Raw genomic sequence first — 18,247 nt, forward strand, 5'->3', positions numbered from 1 at the left:
GGCCCGTGGATTCGTCGACCGTCGTGCGAAGCCGTGTCCGCGAGTACGGGGCCAATGCGCGCGACAGGAAGGAGTAGCCGCCGCGCATCCACTCGAAGCGACCATCCGCGCGACTCGTGAACATCGGAAACACATCGACCTTTCGATTCCGGGCGATTCATTATCCTGATCCGCGTCGATCCAACAGACCCATGTCCGGTCCGGCGCACACTTTGTACGCTTTCGTACCGCGCCGGCCGTCCGTTGCCAGTACCGGGTAAGCATGCCGGACATCCGTCACGACGCCACGCCAGCCTGTATACCGCGTGCATGAACGGGATCGGTACGAACCGCTCCGCATCCACGGGTGAAGCCTGGGTGATCTGCTATCTCGCGATCAGCACGCGGAACTGTTGGTTACCGGCACGGAATTCCGGCTCACTGCCGGCATCTGCTCAATATCAAAATCGTTCAAGGCATCAACAGCACAGCAAAGGTCACCAAGCGTCAGGTTTCACGGCTCACGGCTACCGCGGCGAGGAATACCTTTTCCTTGAGATTCGCTCCGAGTCCCCTGGTGGCACTCAATGGACTGATTTATTGTCGCGGAGGCTGAAGCCCCTCGGAAGAGTGATGGCGTGCCCTCGTACAAGCACTTGAAGCTAGGGAGTGTCGTGGAAGAACGGGAGAACCGGGTCCTCGTCGCATTGCCAGAGGGTGCCCACGATCACCGACTCTTCGCCGAACTTGGCGGTTGCCGTGATCCTGCTGGGTAGGACGGACGAGCACCTGTCAGCACCTGCCTTCCACTTGGGCGGCAAAATTTCTCAAATTGCCATCCATCGATAGGCAATAAAGCATAAGGTGGCCAGCCGGCCACTTTATGCTTAACGGCACAGCATGCCACGACACGGCGCGGCATGAAATCTGGTGGGCCCGGCGGGGTTCGAACCCGCGACCAATCGATTATGAGTCGACTGCTCTAACCGCTGAGCTACAAGCCCTGATGAGATTTGACGCGTGCTACACGCAGCCCCGGCAAAGAAGCCGGGCCGGCATTGTAACAACAAAGGAGACAAACGCCACCGGCATCACGCAGATGCCGGCGGCGTTCGCAGGAGAGACGCTGGAAATCAGTTCCCTTCGAGGAACGACTTCAGCTTGTCGGAACGGCTCGGGTGACGCAGCTTGCGCAGCGCCTTGGCCTCGATCTGACGGATCCGCTCGCGCGTGACGTCGAACTGCTTGCCGACTTCCTCGAGCGTGTGGTCCGTGCTCATTTCGATACCGAAACGCATCCGCAGCACCTTCGCCTCGCGCGGCGTCAGCGAATCGAGCACGTCCTTCACGACGTCGCGCATGCTTGCATGCAGCGCGGCATCCGCCGGCGCGACCGTGTTGTTGTCCTCGATGAAGTCGCCGAGATGGGAATCGTCGTCGTCACCGATCGGCGTTTCCATCGAGATCGGCTCCTTCGCGATCTTCATGATCTTGCGGATCTTGTCTTCCGGCATCTCCATCTTCTCGGCGAGCGTTGCCGGATCCGGCTCGAGACCGGTTTCCTGCAGGATCTGCCGCGAGATGCGGTTCATCTTGTTGATCGTCTCGATCATGTGAACCGGAATTCGGATCGTGCGCGCCTGGTCGGCGATCGAGCGCGTGATGGCCTGACGGATCCACCACGTCGCATAGGTCGAGAACTTGTAGCCGCGACGGTATTCGAACTTGTCCACCGCCTTCATCAGGCCGATGTTGCCTTCCTGGATCAGGTCGAGGAACTGCAGGCCGCGGTTCGTGTACTTCTTCGCAATCGAGATCACGAGACGCAGGTTGGCCTCGGTCATTTCGCGCTTCGCCTGGCGTGCCTTCAGTTCGCCGGCCGCCATCTGGCGGTTGGTTTCCTTCAGGTCCTTCAGCGGCAGCACGACGCGCGCCTGCAGGTCGAGCAGGCGCTGCTGCTGTTCGCGGATCGCCGGAACGTTACGCGACAGCACCGCGCTGTACGAATGGCCTTCGGCCATGATCTTCTCGGACCAGTCGAGATCCGTCTCGCTGCCCGGGAAGCGCGCGATGAATTCCGAACGCGGCATGCCGCACTTGTCGACGACGATGTGCAGGATCTGACGTTCGACCTGACGCACTTCGTCCACCTGCGCACGCAGCGTGTCGCACAGGCGTTCGACGGTACGCGCGGTGAAGCGGATCGTCATCAGTTCGGTCTGGATCGTTTCCTGCGCCTTCAGGTAGGCCTTCGACTTGTAGCCTTCCTTTTCGAACGCGCGGCGCATCTTGTCGAACCACTCGCTGATCTGCGAGAACTTGTCGAGCGAGGCACGCTTGAGGGCTTCGAGCTGGGCGGCGTTGGCCGATGCCTGTGCGGCACCGTCATCCTCCTCCTCTTCCTCTTCTTCCTCTTCCTCCTCGGCTTCCTCGTCCTCGTTCTCGATGGCTTCCGCTTCCTTCGCGGAGAAGCCGTCCGTATCGGCGGAGTCCGAAGCATTCGGATCGAGCAGGCCGTCGACGAGCTCGTCGACGCGGATCTCTTCGTTCGCGACGCGCTCGGCCATCGCGAGGATGTCGGCGATCGTCGTCGGGCACGCGGAAATCGCCATCACCATGTGGCGCAGGCCGTCCTCGATCCGCTTCGCGATCTCGATTTCGCCTTCGCGCGTGAGCAGCTCGACCGTGCCCATCTCGCGCATGTACATTCGGACCGGATCGGTCGTGCGGCCGAATTCCGAATCGACGGTGGACAGCGCGACTTCCGCTTCCTCTTCGACTTCATCGTCCGACGACGCGGCCGGCGCGTTGTCGTTCAGGAGCAGCGTTTCCGCGTCCGGCGCCTGCTCGTAGACCGCCACGCCCATGTCGTTGAACGTGCCGATGATGCCTTCGAGGGCTTCGGTCTCGGTGAAGTTGTCCGGCAGGTGGTCGTTGATTTCGGCGTACGTAAGGAAGCCGCGCTCCTTGCCGAGCTTGATCAGCGCGCGCAGCTTCACGCGGCGCTCTTCGAGCTCCTCGGCCGTGCCCGGCGTGCTCGTCGCGAACGCTTCCTTCAGCAGCGCCTTTTCCTTGGCGCGACGATCGCGCACCTTGGATTTGCCCGGTGCAGCCGCGGCTGCGGGCTGCTCGTCGCTCTGATTTGCGTCGTCAACGACGGATACTTCGTTCAGCTTTTTGGTCATGGAGTTCGCCGTACCGGCTATATCGACTCGCGGCTGCTGGACGACAGCCGGTTGAACCGTGGGTGCATGAGTAGTACGTACTGCCGTTTCGTCCGCGGCGGCAGTCGTGTCCCTTGCGCTTTTCGCACTTGCCCGCTTCGCCGCCGGCTTGGCCGGCCCGGAGTCGGGTCTGGCGGCAGCCCGTGTTCTGGCTGCCGGCGCCGGCGCAGCCTGAGCAGTGCCGGCCGCGGTTTTCTTTCCTGCCGGGGCTGACGATGCTGAAGACGTTGTCCTGGTGGAAGAAGCAGACTTGGCCGCTGTGACCTTCTTGGTCGGCTCCGTCGAGCCCTTGCCTGTTGCTTTCTTTCCGCCTGTCGTCTTTGCCATCGCGATTCTCGCCTCTGCTTGGAAAACAAACCGCTGGAAACCTTATATTATAGCACGCTGGGGAGCCCTCTCTAAGCGCCCCGGCCGCCTACAGCCCGAGCCGACGCTTCATGTCGGTTCGCTGCTGGTTCAATTCCGTCAATTCAGCCAGTTCCTCGGGTGTGAAGGTGGATTGCCGCGCCAGCCGATCGAGCCGGTCGCAGCAGGCGTCGTAACGCATCTTGAGCACCGCCGCCTGCAGTTCCTCCCCCGCGATCCGTTCCTGTTCACGCTGCCGCTCGGGCACCGTCTCGTCTTCCGGATTCTGTAACAGCAAATCGCGGACGTTTTCATCATAGTCCAGAATTTCGCGGAAGATTTCCTCGTAAGTCGCCCCGTTCGAGGACGTCCGCAGGACATCCGACAGCAGCCGGAACTCCGCGCCGTCGCCCAGCGCACGCGCATGGTCGACGACTTCGGCGAACAATTCGCCGATGCGCGGCAACGCGCGCAGGGTCGCAATCTGTTCGTCGTCGAGCTGCGACGCGATACGCGGATGCATCACCAGCGTGCGCAACGCACGCTTTTCGCTGTCCGTCACGCGGCGCCGCTCGCTGCGCGCGGGCGCCTGGCGCGGCGGCGCCGCGATCCGCGCGTCGACGTCGGACAGCCCCGCGACCTCTTCGAACGGGATATCGAGGCGGTCCGCGAACATGTGCATGATCTGCGCGCGCAACGCGTTCGCGGGCAGCGCCTGCAGCAGCGGCTTCGCATCGAACAGCGCCTTCGCGCGGCCTTCCGGCTGATCGAGCGCCTTGCCGGCAATTGCTTCGTTCAACAGAAATTGCGACAGCGGCATCGCGCGTTCGACCTGCTCGGAGAACGCATCCGCGCCGAACTCGCGCACATAGCTGTCCGGATCGTGCTCGGCCGGCAGAAAAAGGAACCGGATCGTGCGGTTGTCCGCCGCATGCGGCAGGCACGCCTCGAGCGCGCGCCGGGCCGCACGCCGCCCGGCCGAGTCGCCGTCGAAACTGAAAATGACCGTGTCGGTCTGGCGCAGCAGCTTCTGCACGTGAATCGGCGTGCACGCGGTGCCGAGCGTCGCGACCGCGTTCGGGAAACCGAGCTGCGCGAGCGCGACGACGTCCATGTAGCCTTCGACGACCAGCACGTACTTGCGCTCGCGAATCGCCAGCCGCGCCTCGAACAGCCCGTACAGCTCGCTGCCCTTGTTGAACAGCGGCGTTTCGGGCGAGTTCAGGTACTTCGGCTCGCCGCTGCCGAGCACGCGGCCGCCGAAGCCGATCACCTGCCCCTTCACGTTGCGGATCGGGAACATGATCCGCTCGCGGAACCGGTCGTAGCGGCGCGCGACGCCCTGTGCATCGGTTTTCTCGCTGACGATCACGAGCCCCGACTCGACGAGCGACTCGTCGCGATAGTCGGGAAACGCGGTTTCGAGGTTCTGCCAGCCGTCCGGCGCATAACCGAGCCCGAAACGCGCGGCGATCTCGCCGGTCAGGCCCCGGTTCTTCAGGTACTGGATCGCGACGGTCGCGCCGCGCAATTGCTTGCGGTAGTAATCGCACGCGGCGGACATCACGTCGGACAGCGCGGTCGCGACGGATTTCGACACCGGCGCCGGATAATCGCCGCCTCCGCCCCCACCGCCGCGCATCGACGGCTCGTGCGGCACGGTCAGCCCGACGGACTGCGCGAGCTCCTGCACGGCTTCCGGGAACGTGAGCCCCGCATGCTCCATCAGGAAGCCGATCGCCGTGCCGTGCGCGCCGCAGCCGAAGCAGTGATAGAACTGCTTGGTCGGACTGACGGTAAACGACGGGCTCTTCTCGTTATGGAACGGGCACAGCCCCATGAAGTTGGCGCCGCCCTTCTTGAGCTGCACGTACCGACCCACCACGTCGACGATATCGACGCGGTTCAGCAAGTCCTGCAGGAACGAATGCGGAATCACCGTGGGATCGAGCGAAAAAAGACAATACGACGCCCGGCGCACGCAACGCCGCGCGCGCCGGGAACGGGTTTTACTTCGTGAGCGCGGCCTTGACCTGCGCGGAAACGGCCGTCATGTCGGCACGGCCGGCGAGCTTGCCCTTCAGCACGCCCATTACCTTGCCCATGTCCTGCGGGCCGGCTGCGCCGGTTTGCGCGACCGCCGCCTGGATCTCGGCCGCCACTTCGGCGTCCGACAGTTGCGCGGGCATGTAGCCGCCCAGCACGGTCAGCTCGGCCTGCTCCTTCGCGACGAGATCATCGCGGCCGGCGGCCTGGAACTGGCTGATCGAATCCTTGCGCTGCTTGATCATCTTGTCGATCACGGCCGTGATGCCCGCGTCGTCGAGCGCGACCCGATCATCGACCTCGCGCTGCTTGATCGCGGCCATCAGCAGGCGAATCGTCGCCAGGCGCTCGCTTTCCTTCGCGCGCATCGCGGCCTTCATGTCTTCGCTGATCTGCTCTTTCAAACTCATCTTTCACCCGGGATGGAAACGTGAATCCGACGCCCGCGAACGGGCGTCAACACAAAAACCCGCTTGGGACAGTGTCTCAAGCGGGTTGCTCGAATCCGGCATCGGCGACTCGCCGCCTGATCGGCTGCGCGATCGCACCCGATCGCACGGAGTCGCCGGTGCGCCGCCCAGCGAACCGCGCGGCGCCCAATCGTTCAGTACAGCTTCTTCGGCAGCGTCTGGCTGCGGATACGCTTGTAATGACGCTTCACCGCAGCCGCCTTCTTGCGCTTGCGCTCCGCGGTCGGCTTCTCGTAAAACTCGCGCGCACGAAGTTCGGTCAACAGTCCGTTCTTCTCGATCGTGCGCTTGAAGCGACGCATTGCAACTTCGAACGGCTCGTTCTCTTTAACGCGAATGATCGTCATGATCCGACACGAATAAAGGATTGCAGGGAAAGACTACCGAGTATAGCAGAGCGATTGCCCAAAGGCACGGGGCCTGGTCCCGCTAAAACCGGGCTTGCCCGGCCCGTCAGGCGCCGCGCGCATACTCCGCGGCGGCCTGCCCGGCCGCCGTGCCGGACGCCCACGCCCACTGGAAGTTGTAGCCGCCGAGCCAGCCCGTCACGTCCACCGCCTCGCCGACGAAGAACAGCCCCGGCACGCGCGCGCTCATCATCGACGCCGACGACAGCTCCCGCGTATCGATCCCGCCCTTCGTCACCTCGGCCTTCTTGTAGCCTTCGGTGCCGTTCGGCGTCAGCGTCCAACCGGCGAGCGCGTCGCCGATCTGGCGCAGCGTCTTGTCGGGCAGGTCCGCGAGCCGCGCATCGGCCGCGACGCGATGCGTGTCGAGCCATGCGTGCGCGAGGCGCGACGGCACCCAGTCCGCGAGCAGCGAACCGATCTGGCGCTTCGACGTGCGCTTCGCGTCGAGCAGGTCGGCCACCGTGTCGCGCTGCGGCAGCAGGTCGACGCGGATCGGGTCGCCAGGCTGCCAGTAGCTCGAGATCTGCAGGATGCCGGGCCCCGACAGGCCGCGATGGGTCAGCAGCAGGTCCTCGACGAATTCGCCGCCGCGCTTCTTGTCGCCGGTCGACACGCGCACTTCGAGCGACACACCGGAGAGCGCCGCGAACGGCTCCCAGTCGTGCTGCGCGAACGTGAGCGGCACGAGCGCGGGCCGTGTATCGATGAGCTTGTGGCCGAACTGCTTCGCGAGCCGGTAGCCGAAGTCGGTCGCGCCGATCTTCGGGATCGACAGGCCGCCGGTCGCCACGATCAGTGCGCGCGCACCGATCGACCCAGCCTGCTGCGTGTCGAGCGTGAAGCCGTCGGCCGGTGCGTGGCGCACCGCGTCGACGACGACGGGCCGGCGCCACGCGATGCCGCCCGCGTCGCACTCGTGCTTCAGCACGTCGATGACCGCATCGCTGCCGTGGTCGCAAAAGAGCTGGCCCTTGTGCTTTTCGTGCCAGGTCACATGATGGCGCTTAAGCAGACCGAGGAAGTCGCGCGGCGTATAGCGCGCCAGCGCCGAACGCGCGAAATGTGGATTCGCCGACAGGTAGTTGTCGGGGCCTGCGTACAGGTTCGTGAAGTTGCAGCGGCCGCCGCCCGAGATGCGGATTTTCTCGGCGAGCCGCGGTGCGTGATCGATCAGCACGACGCGGCGGCCGAGTTGTCCGGCGACCGCGGCGCTCATCATCCCGGCAGCGCCCGCGCCGATCACGGCGATGTCATAAGTTTCCATGGCGCGGATTGTACCTGCCCGGCATCGGGCCCGGGCCGCCGCCAGCGGCGGCCTGCCCTCGCCTGCTATACTTTCCGGTTACGTCGACCTTCCCGCGGCGCGCCCGATATGGCGCGCCCTGCCCGTACCCATGCTCGTTCTCGGCATCGAAAGCTCCTGTGACGAAACCGGCCTCGCGCTCTACGACACGCAGCGCGGCCTGCTCGCGCACGCGCTCCATTCGCAGATCGCGATGCACCGCGAATACGGCGGCGTCGTGCCCGAGCTCGCGTCGCGCGACCACATCCGCCGCGCGCTGCCGTTGCTCGAGGAAGTGATGGCGCAAAGCGGCACGCGCCGCGACGACATCGACGCAATCGCGTTCACGCAGGGCCCCGGCCTCGCCGGCGCGCTGCTGGTCGGCGCGAGCATCGCGAATGCGCTCGCGCTCGCATGGAACAAGCCGACCGTCGGCATCCATCATCTCGAAGGCCACCTGCTGTCGCCGCTGCTCGTCGCCGAGCCGCCGCCGTTCCCGTTCGTCGCGCTGCTGGTTTCCGGCGGCCACACGCAACTGATGCGCGTGACCGACGTCGGCGTGTACGAGACGCTCGGCGAAACGCTCGACGACGCGGCCGGCGAAGCGTTCGACAAGACGGCAAAACTGATCGGCCTCGGCTACCCGGGCGGCCCGGAAGTGTCGAAGCTCGCAGAAACGGGCACGCCGGGCGCGGTCGTGCTGCCGCGTCCGATGCTGCATTCGGGCGACCTCGACTTCAGCTTCAGCGGCCTGAAGACGGCCGTGCTCACGCAGATGAAGAAGTTCGAGGCAGCGAAGCTGACGGGCGAAGCGCTCGAACGCGCGAAAGCCGACCTCGCGCGCGGTTTCGTCGACGCGGCCGTCGACGTGCTCGTCGCGAAGTCGCTCGCCGCGTTGAAGAAGACGAAGCTCAAGCGCCTCGTGGTCGCAGGCGGAGTCGGCGCGAACCGCCAGTTGCGCGAGGCGCTGTCGGCCGCCGCGACCAAGCGCGGTTTCGACGTGCACTACCCCGATCTCGCGCTCTGCACCGATAACGGCGCGATGATCGCGCTCGCGGGCGCACTGCGGCTCGGCCGCTGGCCCGAGCAGGCGAATGCCGACTACGCGTTCACGGTGAAGCCGCGCTGGGATCTCGCGTCGCTCGCACGCTGAGCCGCGCAACGTAACGCGACGCTGCACGCACCGTGCAGACGTAAAAAGGCCGCTCAAACGAGCGGCCTTTTTCATCGGCGCGACAAAACGACGCAGCGTTATGCAGCCTGCCGCTTGTCGCGTTCGATCAGCGCATACGCGCTGTGATTGTGGATCGACTCGAAGTTCTCGGCTTCGAGCACGTACGCGGCCACGCGCTCGTCCGCATCGAGACGCTGTGCGACATCGCGCACGAGATCCTCGACGAACTTCGGATTCTCGTACGCGCGCTCGGTGACGAACTTCTCGTCCGGGCGCTTCAGCAGGCCCCACAGTTCGCACGACGCCTCTTCCTCCGCGATGCGGATCAGCGCCTCGACCGGCAGGTCGGCCGCGAGCTCGGCATCGATCGTCACGTGCGAGCGCTGGTTGTGAGCGCCGTACTGCGAGATCTTCTTCGAGCACGGGCACAGGCTCGTCACCGGCACGAGCACCTTCAGGAACAGGCGCGCGTCGCCATTGCGGCTTTCGCCCGCGAGCGTCACTTCATAGTCGAGCAGGCTCTGCACGCCGGACACCGGCGCCGTCTTGTTCACGAAGTACGGGAACGTGACCTCGATGCGGCCGGCCTCGGCCTCGAGCTTCTCCAGCATCGACGCGAGCATCGCGCGGAAGCGCTCGACCGTCAGCGGCGCGCGGTTCTCTTCGAGCAGCGCGACGAAGCGCGACATGTGCGTGCCCTTCTGGTCGGCCGGCAGGCGCACGTCGAGGTTCCAGACACCGACGGTCGGCTGCACGTCGCCGCTTTCGGTACGCACCGTCAACGGATGCCGGACCGCCTTCACGCCCACGCGCTGAATCGGGATCTGACGGGTATCCACCGTGCTCTGCACGTCGGGCATCACGAAGGCGGGATTCATCTGGTTCATCTTGTTCAATCCTTGTAAGCCGCGCGTTCGACGACGCGCACGCCGCGTCACGCGGCAGCCGGAAAAGCAACATGGGCCCGCAGGCCCATGTTTTCCGCATCAATGAAGACCGGTTGCGCCAGTCGCACCAGCGCCGCCCGCGGGCGGCGCCAGCTTATGCGACGCGCTTCGCCTGACCGGCGACATCGGCCGCCGGGTTCAGGAAGCGTTCGCGAATCGATTTCGCGATGCCCGCGCCGTCGAGGCCGCATAGCGACAACAGCTTTGCGTGGTCGCCGTGGTCGACGAACTGGTCAGGGAGGCCCAATTGTAGTACGGGTCGGATAACCCCACTCTCCATCAGGGCTTCCACGCAGGCCGAGCCCGCGCCGCCCATCACGCAGCCTTCCTCGATCGTGACGAGGTAGTCGTGCGTCTCGGCGAGTTCGCGCACGAGCGCCGCGTCGACCGGCTTCACGAAGCGCATGTTCGCGACGGTCGCATCGAGCTCCTCGGCCGCGGCGAGCGACGGTGCGACCATCGTGCCGAACGCGAGGATCGCGACGCGCTTGCCTTCCGGCTGAGCCGTGTGGCGACGCACTTCACCCTTGCCGAGCGGAATCTCGGTGAATTCCTTCACCGTCGGCACACCCGTGCCCGCGCCGCGCGGATAGCGCACCGCGGTCGGGTTCGGCTGCTGCAGCGCGGTGTGCAGCATCTGGCGGCATTCGTTCTCGTCGGATGCGGCCATGACCGTCATGTTCGGGATGCAGCGCATGAACGCGAGATCGTATGCACCCGCGTGCGTCGCGCCGTCCGCGCCGACGAGGCCCGCGCGGTCGATCGCGAACACGACCGGCAGGTTCTGCAGCGCGACGTCGTGGATCAGTTGATCGTAGGCACGCTGCAGGAACGTCGAGTAGATCGCGACGACCGGCTTGAGCCCTTCGGTCGCGAGACCACCCGCGAACGTCACCGCGTGCTGCTCGGCGATGCCGACGTCGTAGTAGCGATCCTTGAAGCGCTTCTCGAACTCGACCATGCCCGAGCCTTCGCGCATCGCGGGCGTGATGCCGACGACGCGCGTATCGCGCTCGGCTTCATCGCACAGCCACTCGCCGAACACCTGCGTGTACGTCTTCTTCGCGGGCGTGGTCGACGGTTTGATGCCTTCGGCCGGGTTGAACTTGCCGGGGCCGTGATAGAGCACGGGATCGGCTTCGGCGAGCTTGTAGCCCTGGCCTTTCTTCGTCACCACGTGCAGGAACTGCGGGCCGCGCAGTTCGCGGATGTTCTGCAGCGTCGGGATCAGCGAATCGAGATCGTGACCGTCGATCGGGCCGATGTAGTTGAAGCCGAACTCCTCGAACAGCGTGGCCGGCACGACCATGCCCTTCGCGTGCTCCTCGAGCTTGCGCGCGAGTTCGAGCACCGGCGGCGCAACGCTCAGCACGCGCTCGACGCCCGCGCGCGCAGCCGCGTAGAAGCGGCCCGACATCAGGCGAGCGAGATGGCGATTCAGCGCGCCGACCGGCGGCGAGATCGACATGTCGTTGTCGTTCAGGATCACGAGCAGCTTCGCATCTTCCGACACGCCCGCGTTGTTCATCGCCTCGAACGCCATGCCGGCCGTCATCGCGCCGTCGCCGATCACGGCGATCGAGAAGCGGTCGTCACCGTTCAGCTGGCTGCCGATCGCCATGCCGAGCGCGGCCGAGATCGACGTGCTCGAGTGCGCGGTGCCGAACGTGTCGTATTCGGATTCGCTGCGGCGCGGGAAGCCCGAGATGCCGTCGTACTGGCGCAGCGAATGCATCTGGTCGCGGCGGCCCGTGAGGATCTTGTGCGGGTAGGTCTGGTGGCCCACGTCCCAGACGATGCGATCGTTCGGCGTGTTGAACACGTAGTGCAACGCGATCGTCAACTCGACCGTCCCGAGGTTGGACGACAAATGGCCGCCCGTCTTCGATACGCTGTCGAGCACGAACGCGCGCAGTTCATCCGCGAGCGGTTGCAGTTGGCGACGATCGAGGCGGCGCAGATCCGCCGGGTCGTCGATGGTTTTCAGCAAGTCGTACATCGTCGTTCCATTGTAGGAAATCAAACGCGCCCGCATTCTATTGCACGCACCGTAGCATGTGCGCGGCGGCGGGCTTTCGCGTCAGCTGACCCGGTTCACAACCAGGTCGGCAAGTTCGGCGAGACGCTGTGCGCGTGCGCCGAACGGTTTCAGCGCGTCGTGCGCTTCGGTGCGCAGTTGCGCTGCGAGCTCGCGCGACGCCTCGAGGCCGAGGATCGAAACGTAGGTCGGCTTGTCGTTCGCCGCGTCCTTGCCGGCCGTCTTGCCGAGCGTCGCCGAATCGGTCGTGACGTCGAGAATATCGTCGACGACCTGGAAAGCCAGGCCCACGGCCCCCGCATAGACGTCGAGCGCGGCCATCGTTTCCGCCGACGGCGTCTCGCCGGCCAGTGCGCCCATCCGCACGGCCGCGCGCAACAGCGCGCCAGTCTTCATCCGGTGCATCGTCTCGAGCTGCTCGCGCGTCAGCTTGAGGCCGACGCTCGCCAGGTCGATCGCCTGCCCGCCGGCCATGCCGAGCGAGCCGCTCGCAAGCGCAAGCTCGCGCACGAGCGCGGCCTGCTGCACCGGCGACAGCGCGTCGGCATCGGTCAGCGCGACAAACGCCTGCGATTGCAGCGCATCGCCGACGAGCAGCGCCGTCGGCTCGTCGTACTGCACGTGCACCGTCGGCTTGCCGCGTCGCAGCGCGTCGTCGTCCATGCACGGCATGTCGTCGTGCACGAGCGAGTAGACGTGGATCATCTCCAGCGCCGCCGCCGCCGCATTGCGCGCCGCTTCCGTCGCGCCGGTCAGCTCGCCTGCTGCATGGCACAGCAGCGGGCGAACGCGCTTGCCGCCGCCGAGGACCGCGTAGCGCATCGCCTCGTGGAGTTGCGCGGGCATCGCGGTTTCAGCGGGCAGATAGTGACCGAGTGCGTCCTCGACACGGTCAAGCACGGACCGCATCCATTGTTCGAATGTCATAGATCGTCGTCTTCGCCGTCCGTGGCGGCCGTTCCGGACGAAAGCGGCTTCAGCGTCGCGCCGTCGAGCACGCGAACCTGCTGCTCCACTTTCTCGAGCTGCTGTTGGCAAAATGCAACGAGGGTCGCACCGCGGCGATACGCCGCCAGTGAATCCTCGAGGCTCAACGCGCCGCCTTCCATCCGGGCAACCAGCGTCTCGAGTTCCGCGAGCGCCATCTCATAATTGTCCGGCAACGGTTCGGTGCCATTGCCGGGCGGCGTGGCGCCTGGGGATGCGGTTTTCGCCATGGACGAGGGTGTCAAATTTCAAAACAAGTCGGACATTCTACGGCAAAAGAGAATTCTCCGATCTGCCGACTTGGCCCCCGGACACATATTCCGGCCCCATCTCCGACACACAGTGTGCACCTGCCGATTGTCGCCCGACAAAAAATTGACACAAATCAGGCACTTAATCCTGGCCTTGCGAGGCGAACCGGGTATAATTCCGCGTTTCCCTAAATCGATTTTTCGATGGTTGGGTTGTTCACTGCTTTCACGCTAACACCGGGAGTGGGAATGTCCAATCTGAGCGATGCGCTTCAGTTGAAGTCGGCTCACAGCCAGCTTCCAGTCACTGCATATTTCGATGAGGCGCTGCTCGAGCGCGAGATCGAAACCCTCTTCAAGAAAGGACCTCGTTACGTCGGGCACGAGTTGATGGTGCCCGAGGCGGGGGATTATTTTGCGCTGCCGTCCGAGAAGGAAGGCCGCGTGCTGGTCCGCAACCAGACGAACCAGATCGAACTGCTGTCGAACGTCTGCCGCCATCGTCAGGCGATCATGCTCAACGGGCGCGGCCACACGCAGAACATCGTGTGCCCGCTGCACCGCTGGACGTACGACCTGGAAGGCGAGCTGCTCGGCGCGCCGCACTTCCCCGAGAAGCCGTGCCTGAACCTCGGCAAGAGCCCGCTGCAAAACTGGCAGGGGCTGCTGTTCGAGGCCGAAGGCCGGAATGTCGCGCGCGACCTCGCCAATCTCGGCACGAAGCATCACTTCGACTTCTCCGAGTACCACTTCGATCACGTCGAAGTGCACGAGTGCGATTACAACTGGAAGACGTTCATCGAGGTCTACCTCGAGGATTACCATGTCGTCCCGTTCCACCCGGGCCTCGGCAGCTTCGTGTCGTGCGACGACCTCAAATGGGAATTCGGCGACTGGTACAGCGTGCAGACGGTCGGCGTGCACAACGCACTCGCGAAACCGGGCAGCGCGACTTACCAGAAATGGCACGAGCAGGTGCTGAAGTTCCGCAACGGCGTGCCGCCGGAGTTCGGCGCGATCTGGATGGTCTACTACCCCGGCCTGATGATCGAGTGGTATCCGCACGTGCTCGTCGTGTCGTGGCTGATCCCGCGCGGCCCGCAGAAGACGACCAACATCGTCGAGTTCTATTACCCCGAGGAAATCGCGCTGTTCGAACGCGAATTCGTCGAGGCCGAGCGCGCCGCGTATATGGAAACGGCCGTCGAGGACGACGAGATCGCGATGCGAATGGACGCAGGCCGCCGTGCACTGATGGCACGCGGCGAGTCGCAGGTCGGCCCGTACCAGAGCCCGATGGAAGACGGCATGCAGCACTTCCACGAGTTCCTGCGCCGCCACCTCGGCGACATCTGACGGCCGGTGCGGCGCTTTGACGCCGCACGGCATCCGGCAGACGAAAAGACGGGCTTCGGCCCGTCTTTTTTTGTTTAGACTTGGAGTGTCAGGCCATTCGCACTCCAGGGAGCTGTCATGCCACACACTCATTACACCACGCTCATCTCCGCCGCCAATCTCGCCGAGCGCCTGGCCGCGGCGCCCGGCAGCGTCGTGCTGTTCGACTGCCGCTTCGATCTCGTCGATCCCGGCGCGGGCGAAGCCGCCTATGCAGCCGGTCACATCCCCGGCGCGCAGTATCTTCATCTCGATCGCGACCTGTCGGGACGCAAGACAGGTACCAACGGCCGCCATCCACTGCCGACCCGCGACGCGCTCGCCACGCTGCTCGCGAGCCGCGGACTCAAGCAAGGCCAGCAGGTCATCGCATACGATGCGCAAGGCGGCGCCTACGCGGCACGCCTGTGGTGGCTGCTGCGCTGGCTCGGCCACGATTCGGTGGCCGTGCTCGACGGCGGCCTGCAGGCGTGGGAAGCGGCCGGCCAGCCGCTGACGGCCGACGTACCGCAACCGGCCGCCGGCGATTTCCGCGCGGCAGCGCCGCTCGAATCGACGGTCGATGCGGCAGCCGTGCTCGCGAACGTGACGTCGCGCTCGCGCGTCGTGATCGATGCTCGCGCACCGGACCGCTATCGCGGCGAAAACGAAACGATCGATCCGGTGGGCGGCCACATCCCCGGCGCGCGCAACCGGTTCTTCAAGGACAACCTGACCGCCGACGGCCGCTTCAAGACCGGCCATGAATTGCGCGAGACGTTCTCCACGCTTCTGGCGGGCACCGAACCGAATCTCGTGATCCTGCAGTGCGGCTCCGGCGTCACCGCCTGCCACAACGCGCTTGCGCTGGAGATCGCAGGACTGCACGGCGCATCGCTGTATCCGGGCTCGTGGAGCGAGTGGAGCGCCGATCCGTCGCGGCCGATCGCGACCGGCCCCAACCCGTAATCCGGCGCGCGGCGGCGAAGCGAAGCGGCGGCCATTCGGCCGCCGCGTTCCGTTTACATCACACCGTACTTGTGGAGCCACGCAACTGCGCGCTTCCAGCTGTCTTCTGCATCACCCTTTACATAGCTCGGCCGGTAGTCGGCGAAGAACGCGTGGCCGGCATCCGGATACACGACGATCTCCGATTCGCGCGCGAGCTTCGAATCGCTCGTCTGGATCGCCTTGCGAATGTCCGCGAGCGAGGCCTGCGTGATGTTCGTATCCTTCTCGCCGTACAGACCGAGCACGGGCACCTTCAGCAACGCTGCATGATCGACCGGATTGAACGGCGTCATCTCGTCGGTCTTGCCCTCGACGAACCCGTACCACGCAACGGCCGCACGCACGTGCGGATTGTGCTCGGCATACAGCCACGCCTGGCGGCCGCCCCAGCAGAACCCCGTCACGCCGAGACGCGCCGGGTCGCCGCCGTTCTTGCCGGCCCACGCGACCGTCGCATCGAGATCCTCGGTGACCTGCCGGTCCGGCACCTTGCTGATGATGTGATCGTAAAGATCCTTCATCGTCGGATACTTCGACGCGTTGCCCTGCCGCGCGAACAGGTCGGGCGCGATCGCGAGATAGCCGAGCTTCGCGAAGCGGCGGCAGACGTCGGCGATATGCGCATGCACGCCGAAGATCTCGTGGATCACGACGATGACCGGCAGGTTCGTCTTGCCGGCCGGCTGCGCGCGATAGGCCGGCACGCTCGCGTCGCCGGAGCGGATCTCGACGGTGTCGACGTCCAGCCCGGCGCTGTCGGTCGTGACCGTCTGCGCCGACACGGGCAGCACGGCCGCCGCGAAGGTGCCGCCCAGCGCGGCCTGCATGAACTTGCGGCGCGAGAACGGGACGTGGGGAACTAGGCTGTCGACTTCGGGTTTCAACATGAATGCACTCCTCGATAGGGCGCCGCCGTCACGATCGTGGGTGTGGCATGACGGGGCATCGCGCCGGCGCACGGCGCGGATGTCGCGGCAGTTGGCACCCCGCCGCAAACGGAAACCCGGACAAGATGCCCAATAATCCGTTGTCGCGTCAACTGTCTGATGTGTAAGACTCGATTACGACTCATCGATTCGACCGCTTCGGTCGTGGCCTCGAAGCCCGCTGACGCCCCGCCGTATCGCGGCGCGGCCTGCGTATATCGATCGCCGTTGCGCGGCCGGATGACTGCGGATTGAAAAGAAACAAGCGTGGCCGATATCGCCCGGCAAGAACACGCGCAGCCGCCTCGCCGCCTGCAAGAACAACGGGCGGAGAGCACGCACGACGCACGCACTCCCCGCCCGCTCCCCGCGCGAACGCGCGGTCAGTGCAGCTTGACGCGCGGCAACGTCGTGCGCCGCAGCCAGTGTGCAACCGTGTCGAGGATCATCCGCGGATAGCCGTGCAGCGCCGCGATGTGCAGCCGGTACAGCGACATGTACATGAAGCGCGCAAACAGCCCTTCGATCAGCATGTTGCCGCCGATCAGCCCGCCCATCAGGTTGCCGACCGCGCTGAAATGGCCGAGCGACACGAGCGAACCGAAATCGCGATACGTGAACTCGGGCAGCGGCCGCTCTTCGAGACGGCAGCCGATCGCCTTCAGCAGGAAACTCGCCTGCTGGTGCGCGGCCTGCGCGCGCGGCGGCACGTTGCGCTCGTTGCCGGGCCACACGCACGCCGCGCAATCGCCGAGCGCGAACACGTTGTCGTCGGTGAAGGTCTGCAGCGTGCGGCGCACGTCGAGCTGGCCGAGCTTGTTGACCTGCAGGCCGTCGAGATGCGACAGCACGGACGGCGCCTTGATGCCGGCCGCCCAGACCGTCAGATCCGCGCGCACCGCCTTGCCGCTCGCGGTATGCACGAGCCCCGGCGCGACCTCGGTCACGCGCTCGCCGAGCATCAGCCGCACGCCGAGTTTTTCGAGCAGCTCGGCCGTCGCCGTCGACACGCGCTCCTGCAGCGCCGGCAGAATCCGCGGCCCCGATTCGATCAGCACGATGCCGACGTCGTGGCGCGGGTCGAGCTTGTGCAGCCCGTACACGGACAGCACCTGCGCAGTGTTGCGCAGTTCCGCGGACAACTCGACGCCCGTCGCGCCGCCGCCGACGATCACGACCTGGATGCGCGGTTCGGCCGTATCGCCCGGCGCGGTCGGCGCCGGCGCCTGGTGCTCGGCACGCATGCACGCGGCGATCAGCCGCTTGCGGAAGCGTTCGGCCTCGCCGACGGTATCGAGCGCGATCGCGTTTTCCGGCGCGCCCTGCACGCCGAAGAAGTGGGTCGTGCTGCCGATCGCGATCACGAGCGTGTCATATTCCAGCTCGCGCTCCGGCAGCAGTTCCTCGCCATCGCTGTCGTTGATGGGCGACAGCGTGATGCGCTTCGCCGCCCGGTCGAGCCCGGTCAGCCCGCCCTGCTGGAACTCGAAGCCGTGCCAGCGCGCCTGCGCCGCGTATTCGAGCTCCTGCGTGAACGGGTCCATGCTGCCCGCCGCGACCTCGTGCAGCAGCGGTTTCCAGATGTGCGTCGGATTGCGGTCGACGAGCGTGACGAGCGCACGCGCGGGACGATTGCCGCGCGCGCCGTAACGGTCGCCGAGCCGCGTCGCCAGTTCCAGGCCGCCCGCGCCTCCGCCTACGATGATGATCCGATGCATCCGATTCCCCCCTTTGCGATTCGAAACTGCTGCCGCCGGACGAAGCGAACGCGATGCATTCGCGC

The 18,247-nt window shown here is 65.5% G+C and carries 14 protein-coding genes and 1 tRNA gene; 3 read left to right on the forward strand and 12 right to left on the reverse strand.

Features of this window, described 5'->3' with window-relative positions:
* Positions 1 to 907: 907 nt before the first annotated feature.
* The 6 genes from GD429_RS03190 to GD429_RS03215 form a co-directional block, all read right to left on the reverse strand.
* Positions 908 to 983: transfer RNA gene (locus GD429_RS03190), tRNA-Ile, on the reverse strand.
* A gap of 129 nt (positions 984 to 1,112) precedes the next feature.
* On the reverse strand, positions 1,113 to 3,530 hold the full coding sequence (gene rpoD, locus GD429_RS03195; protein WP_152855633.1) for an RNA polymerase sigma factor RpoD: 2,418 nt from the start codon (positions 3,528 to 3,530) through the stop codon (positions 1,113 to 1,115).
* Between the two features lie 88 nt (positions 3,531 to 3,618).
* Positions 3,619 to 5,487, reverse strand: coding sequence for a DNA primase (dnaG, locus tag GD429_RS03200; protein ID WP_258283311.1), 1,869 nt, complete (start codon positions 5,485 to 5,487; stop codon positions 3,619 to 3,621).
* Between the two features lie 70 nt (positions 5,488 to 5,557).
* A complete protein-coding gene (locus GD429_RS03205) occupies positions 5,558 to 6,004 on the reverse strand; it encodes a GatB/YqeY domain-containing protein (protein WP_152855634.1) in 447 nt (148 codons plus the stop codon).
* Between the two features lie 194 nt (positions 6,005 to 6,198).
* Positions 6,199 to 6,411 (reverse strand): 30S ribosomal protein S21, encoded by a 213-nt coding sequence (rpsU, locus tag GD429_RS03210; RefSeq protein WP_006479415.1) that lies wholly within the window; start codon positions 6,409 to 6,411, stop codon positions 6,199 to 6,201.
* Between the two features lie 106 nt (positions 6,412 to 6,517).
* The gene (locus GD429_RS03215) at positions 6,518 to 7,738 is read right to left on the reverse strand and encodes an NAD(P)/FAD-dependent oxidoreductase (RefSeq protein ID WP_152855635.1); all 1,221 of its coding nucleotides are present in this window, start codon (positions 7,736 to 7,738) and stop codon (positions 6,518 to 6,520) included.
* Positions 7,739 to 7,868: 130 nt separating this feature from the next.
* Here GD429_RS03215 and tsaD point away from each other — a divergent pair, with 130 nt between their 5' ends.
* A complete protein-coding gene (gene tsaD / locus GD429_RS03220) occupies positions 7,869 to 8,909 on the forward strand; it encodes a tRNA (adenosine(37)-N6)-threonylcarbamoyltransferase complex transferase subunit TsaD (RefSeq protein ID WP_152855636.1) in 1,041 nt (346 codons plus the stop codon).
* A gap of 98 nt (positions 8,910 to 9,007) precedes the next feature.
* Here the strand turns inward: tsaD and folE2 are convergent, their stop codons facing one another.
* The 4 genes from folE2 to GD429_RS03240 form a co-directional block, all read right to left on the reverse strand.
* A complete protein-coding gene (folE2, locus tag GD429_RS03225) occupies positions 9,008 to 9,817 on the reverse strand; it encodes a GTP cyclohydrolase FolE2 (RefSeq protein WP_152855637.1) in 810 nt (269 codons plus the stop codon).
* A 154-nt stretch (positions 9,818 to 9,971) separates the two neighbouring features.
* Entirely contained in the window at positions 9,972 to 11,876 is a 1,905-nt protein-coding gene (gene dxs / locus GD429_RS03230) for a 1-deoxy-D-xylulose-5-phosphate synthase (RefSeq protein WP_152855638.1), read from the reverse strand.
* An 81-nt stretch (positions 11,877 to 11,957) separates the two neighbouring features.
* Positions 11,958 to 12,842 (reverse strand): polyprenyl synthetase family protein, encoded by an 885-nt coding sequence (locus GD429_RS03235; RefSeq protein WP_152855639.1) that lies wholly within the window; start codon positions 12,840 to 12,842, stop codon positions 11,958 to 11,960.
* On the reverse strand, positions 12,839 to 13,132 hold the full coding sequence (locus GD429_RS03240) for an exodeoxyribonuclease VII small subunit (protein WP_006479428.1): 294 nt from the start codon (positions 13,130 to 13,132) through the stop codon (positions 12,839 to 12,841). Before GD429_RS03240 ends, GD429_RS03235 begins: the two co-directional genes overlap by 4 nt.
* Before the next feature lie 270 nt (positions 13,133 to 13,402).
* Between GD429_RS03240 and GD429_RS03245 the strand changes: the two genes are divergently transcribed.
* Positions 13,403 to 14,509: an aromatic ring-hydroxylating oxygenase subunit alpha gene (locus tag GD429_RS03245; RefSeq protein WP_152855640.1), complete on the forward strand. Its 1,107-nt coding sequence runs from the start codon at positions 13,403 to 13,405 to the stop codon at positions 14,507 to 14,509.
* Between the two features lie 117 nt (positions 14,510 to 14,626).
* Positions 14,627 to 15,496, forward strand: coding sequence for a sulfurtransferase (locus GD429_RS03250; RefSeq protein WP_152855641.1), 870 nt, complete (start codon positions 14,627 to 14,629; stop codon positions 15,494 to 15,496).
* A 53-nt stretch (positions 15,497 to 15,549) separates the two neighbouring features.
* Here the strand turns inward: GD429_RS03250 and GD429_RS03255 are convergent, their stop codons facing one another.
* Entirely contained in the window at positions 15,550 to 16,425 is an 876-nt protein-coding gene (locus GD429_RS03255) for a dienelactone hydrolase family protein (RefSeq protein WP_152855642.1), read from the reverse strand.
* Positions 16,426 to 16,847: 422 nt separating this feature from the next.
* Positions 16,848 to 18,182, reverse strand: coding sequence for an NAD(P)/FAD-dependent oxidoreductase (locus tag GD429_RS03265; protein WP_152855644.1), 1,335 nt, complete (start codon positions 18,180 to 18,182; stop codon positions 16,848 to 16,850).
* Between the last annotated feature and the right edge of the window lie 65 nt (positions 18,183 to 18,247).

Origin of the sequence: Burkholderia sp. BE17, from assembly GCF_009362305.1 — a bacterium.
GTDB lineage: Bacteria > Pseudomonadota > Gammaproteobacteria > Burkholderiales > Burkholderiaceae > Burkholderia > Burkholderia pyrrocinia_C.

What these genes read in the sequence shown, in the direction of transcription:
- tsaD (WP_152855636.1), top strand. Translation starts at nt 7,869, where the DNA reads ATGCTCGTTCTCGGCATCGAAAGCTCCTGTGACGAAACCGGCCTCGCG.
- dxs (WP_152855638.1), bottom strand. Translation starts at nt 11,876, where the DNA reads ATGTACGACTTGCTGAAAACCATCGACGACCCGGCGGATCTGCGCCGC.
- GD429_RS03250 (WP_152855641.1), top strand. Translation starts at nt 14,627, where the DNA reads ATGCCACACACTCATTACACCACGCTCATCTCCGCCGCCAATCTCGCC.
- GD429_RS03240 (WP_006479428.1), bottom strand. Translation starts at nt 13,132, where the DNA reads ATGGCGAAAACCGCATCCCCAGGCGCCACGCCGCCCGGCAATGGCACC.
- folE2 (WP_152855637.1), bottom strand. Translation starts at nt 9,817, where the DNA reads ATGAACCAGATGAATCCCGCCTTCGTGATGCCCGACGTGCAGAGCACG.
- rpoD (WP_152855633.1), bottom strand. Translation starts at nt 3,530, where the DNA reads ATGGCAAAGACGACAGGCGGAAAGAAAGCAACAGGCAAGGGCTCGACG.
- GD429_RS03265 (WP_152855644.1), bottom strand. Translation starts at nt 18,182, where the DNA reads ATGCATCGGATCATCATCGTAGGCGGAGGCGCGGGCGGCCTGGAACTG.
- GD429_RS03205 (WP_152855634.1), bottom strand. Translation starts at nt 6,004, where the DNA reads ATGAGTTTGAAAGAGCAGATCAGCGAAGACATGAAGGCCGCGATGCGC.
- GD429_RS03235 (WP_152855639.1), bottom strand. Translation starts at nt 12,842, where the DNA reads ATGACATTCGAACAATGGATGCGGTCCGTGCTTGACCGTGTCGAGGAC.
- rpsU (WP_006479415.1), bottom strand. Translation starts at nt 6,411, where the DNA reads ATGACGATCATTCGCGTTAAAGAGAACGAGCCGTTCGAAGTTGCAATG.
- GD429_RS03255 (WP_152855642.1), bottom strand. Translation starts at nt 16,425, where the DNA reads ATGTTGAAACCCGAAGTCGACAGCCTAGTTCCCCACGTCCCGTTCTCG.
- GD429_RS03245 (WP_152855640.1), top strand. Translation starts at nt 13,403, where the DNA reads ATGTCCAATCTGAGCGATGCGCTTCAGTTGAAGTCGGCTCACAGCCAG.
- GD429_RS03215 (WP_152855635.1), bottom strand. Translation starts at nt 7,738, where the DNA reads ATGGAAACTTATGACATCGCCGTGATCGGCGCGGGCGCTGCCGGGATG.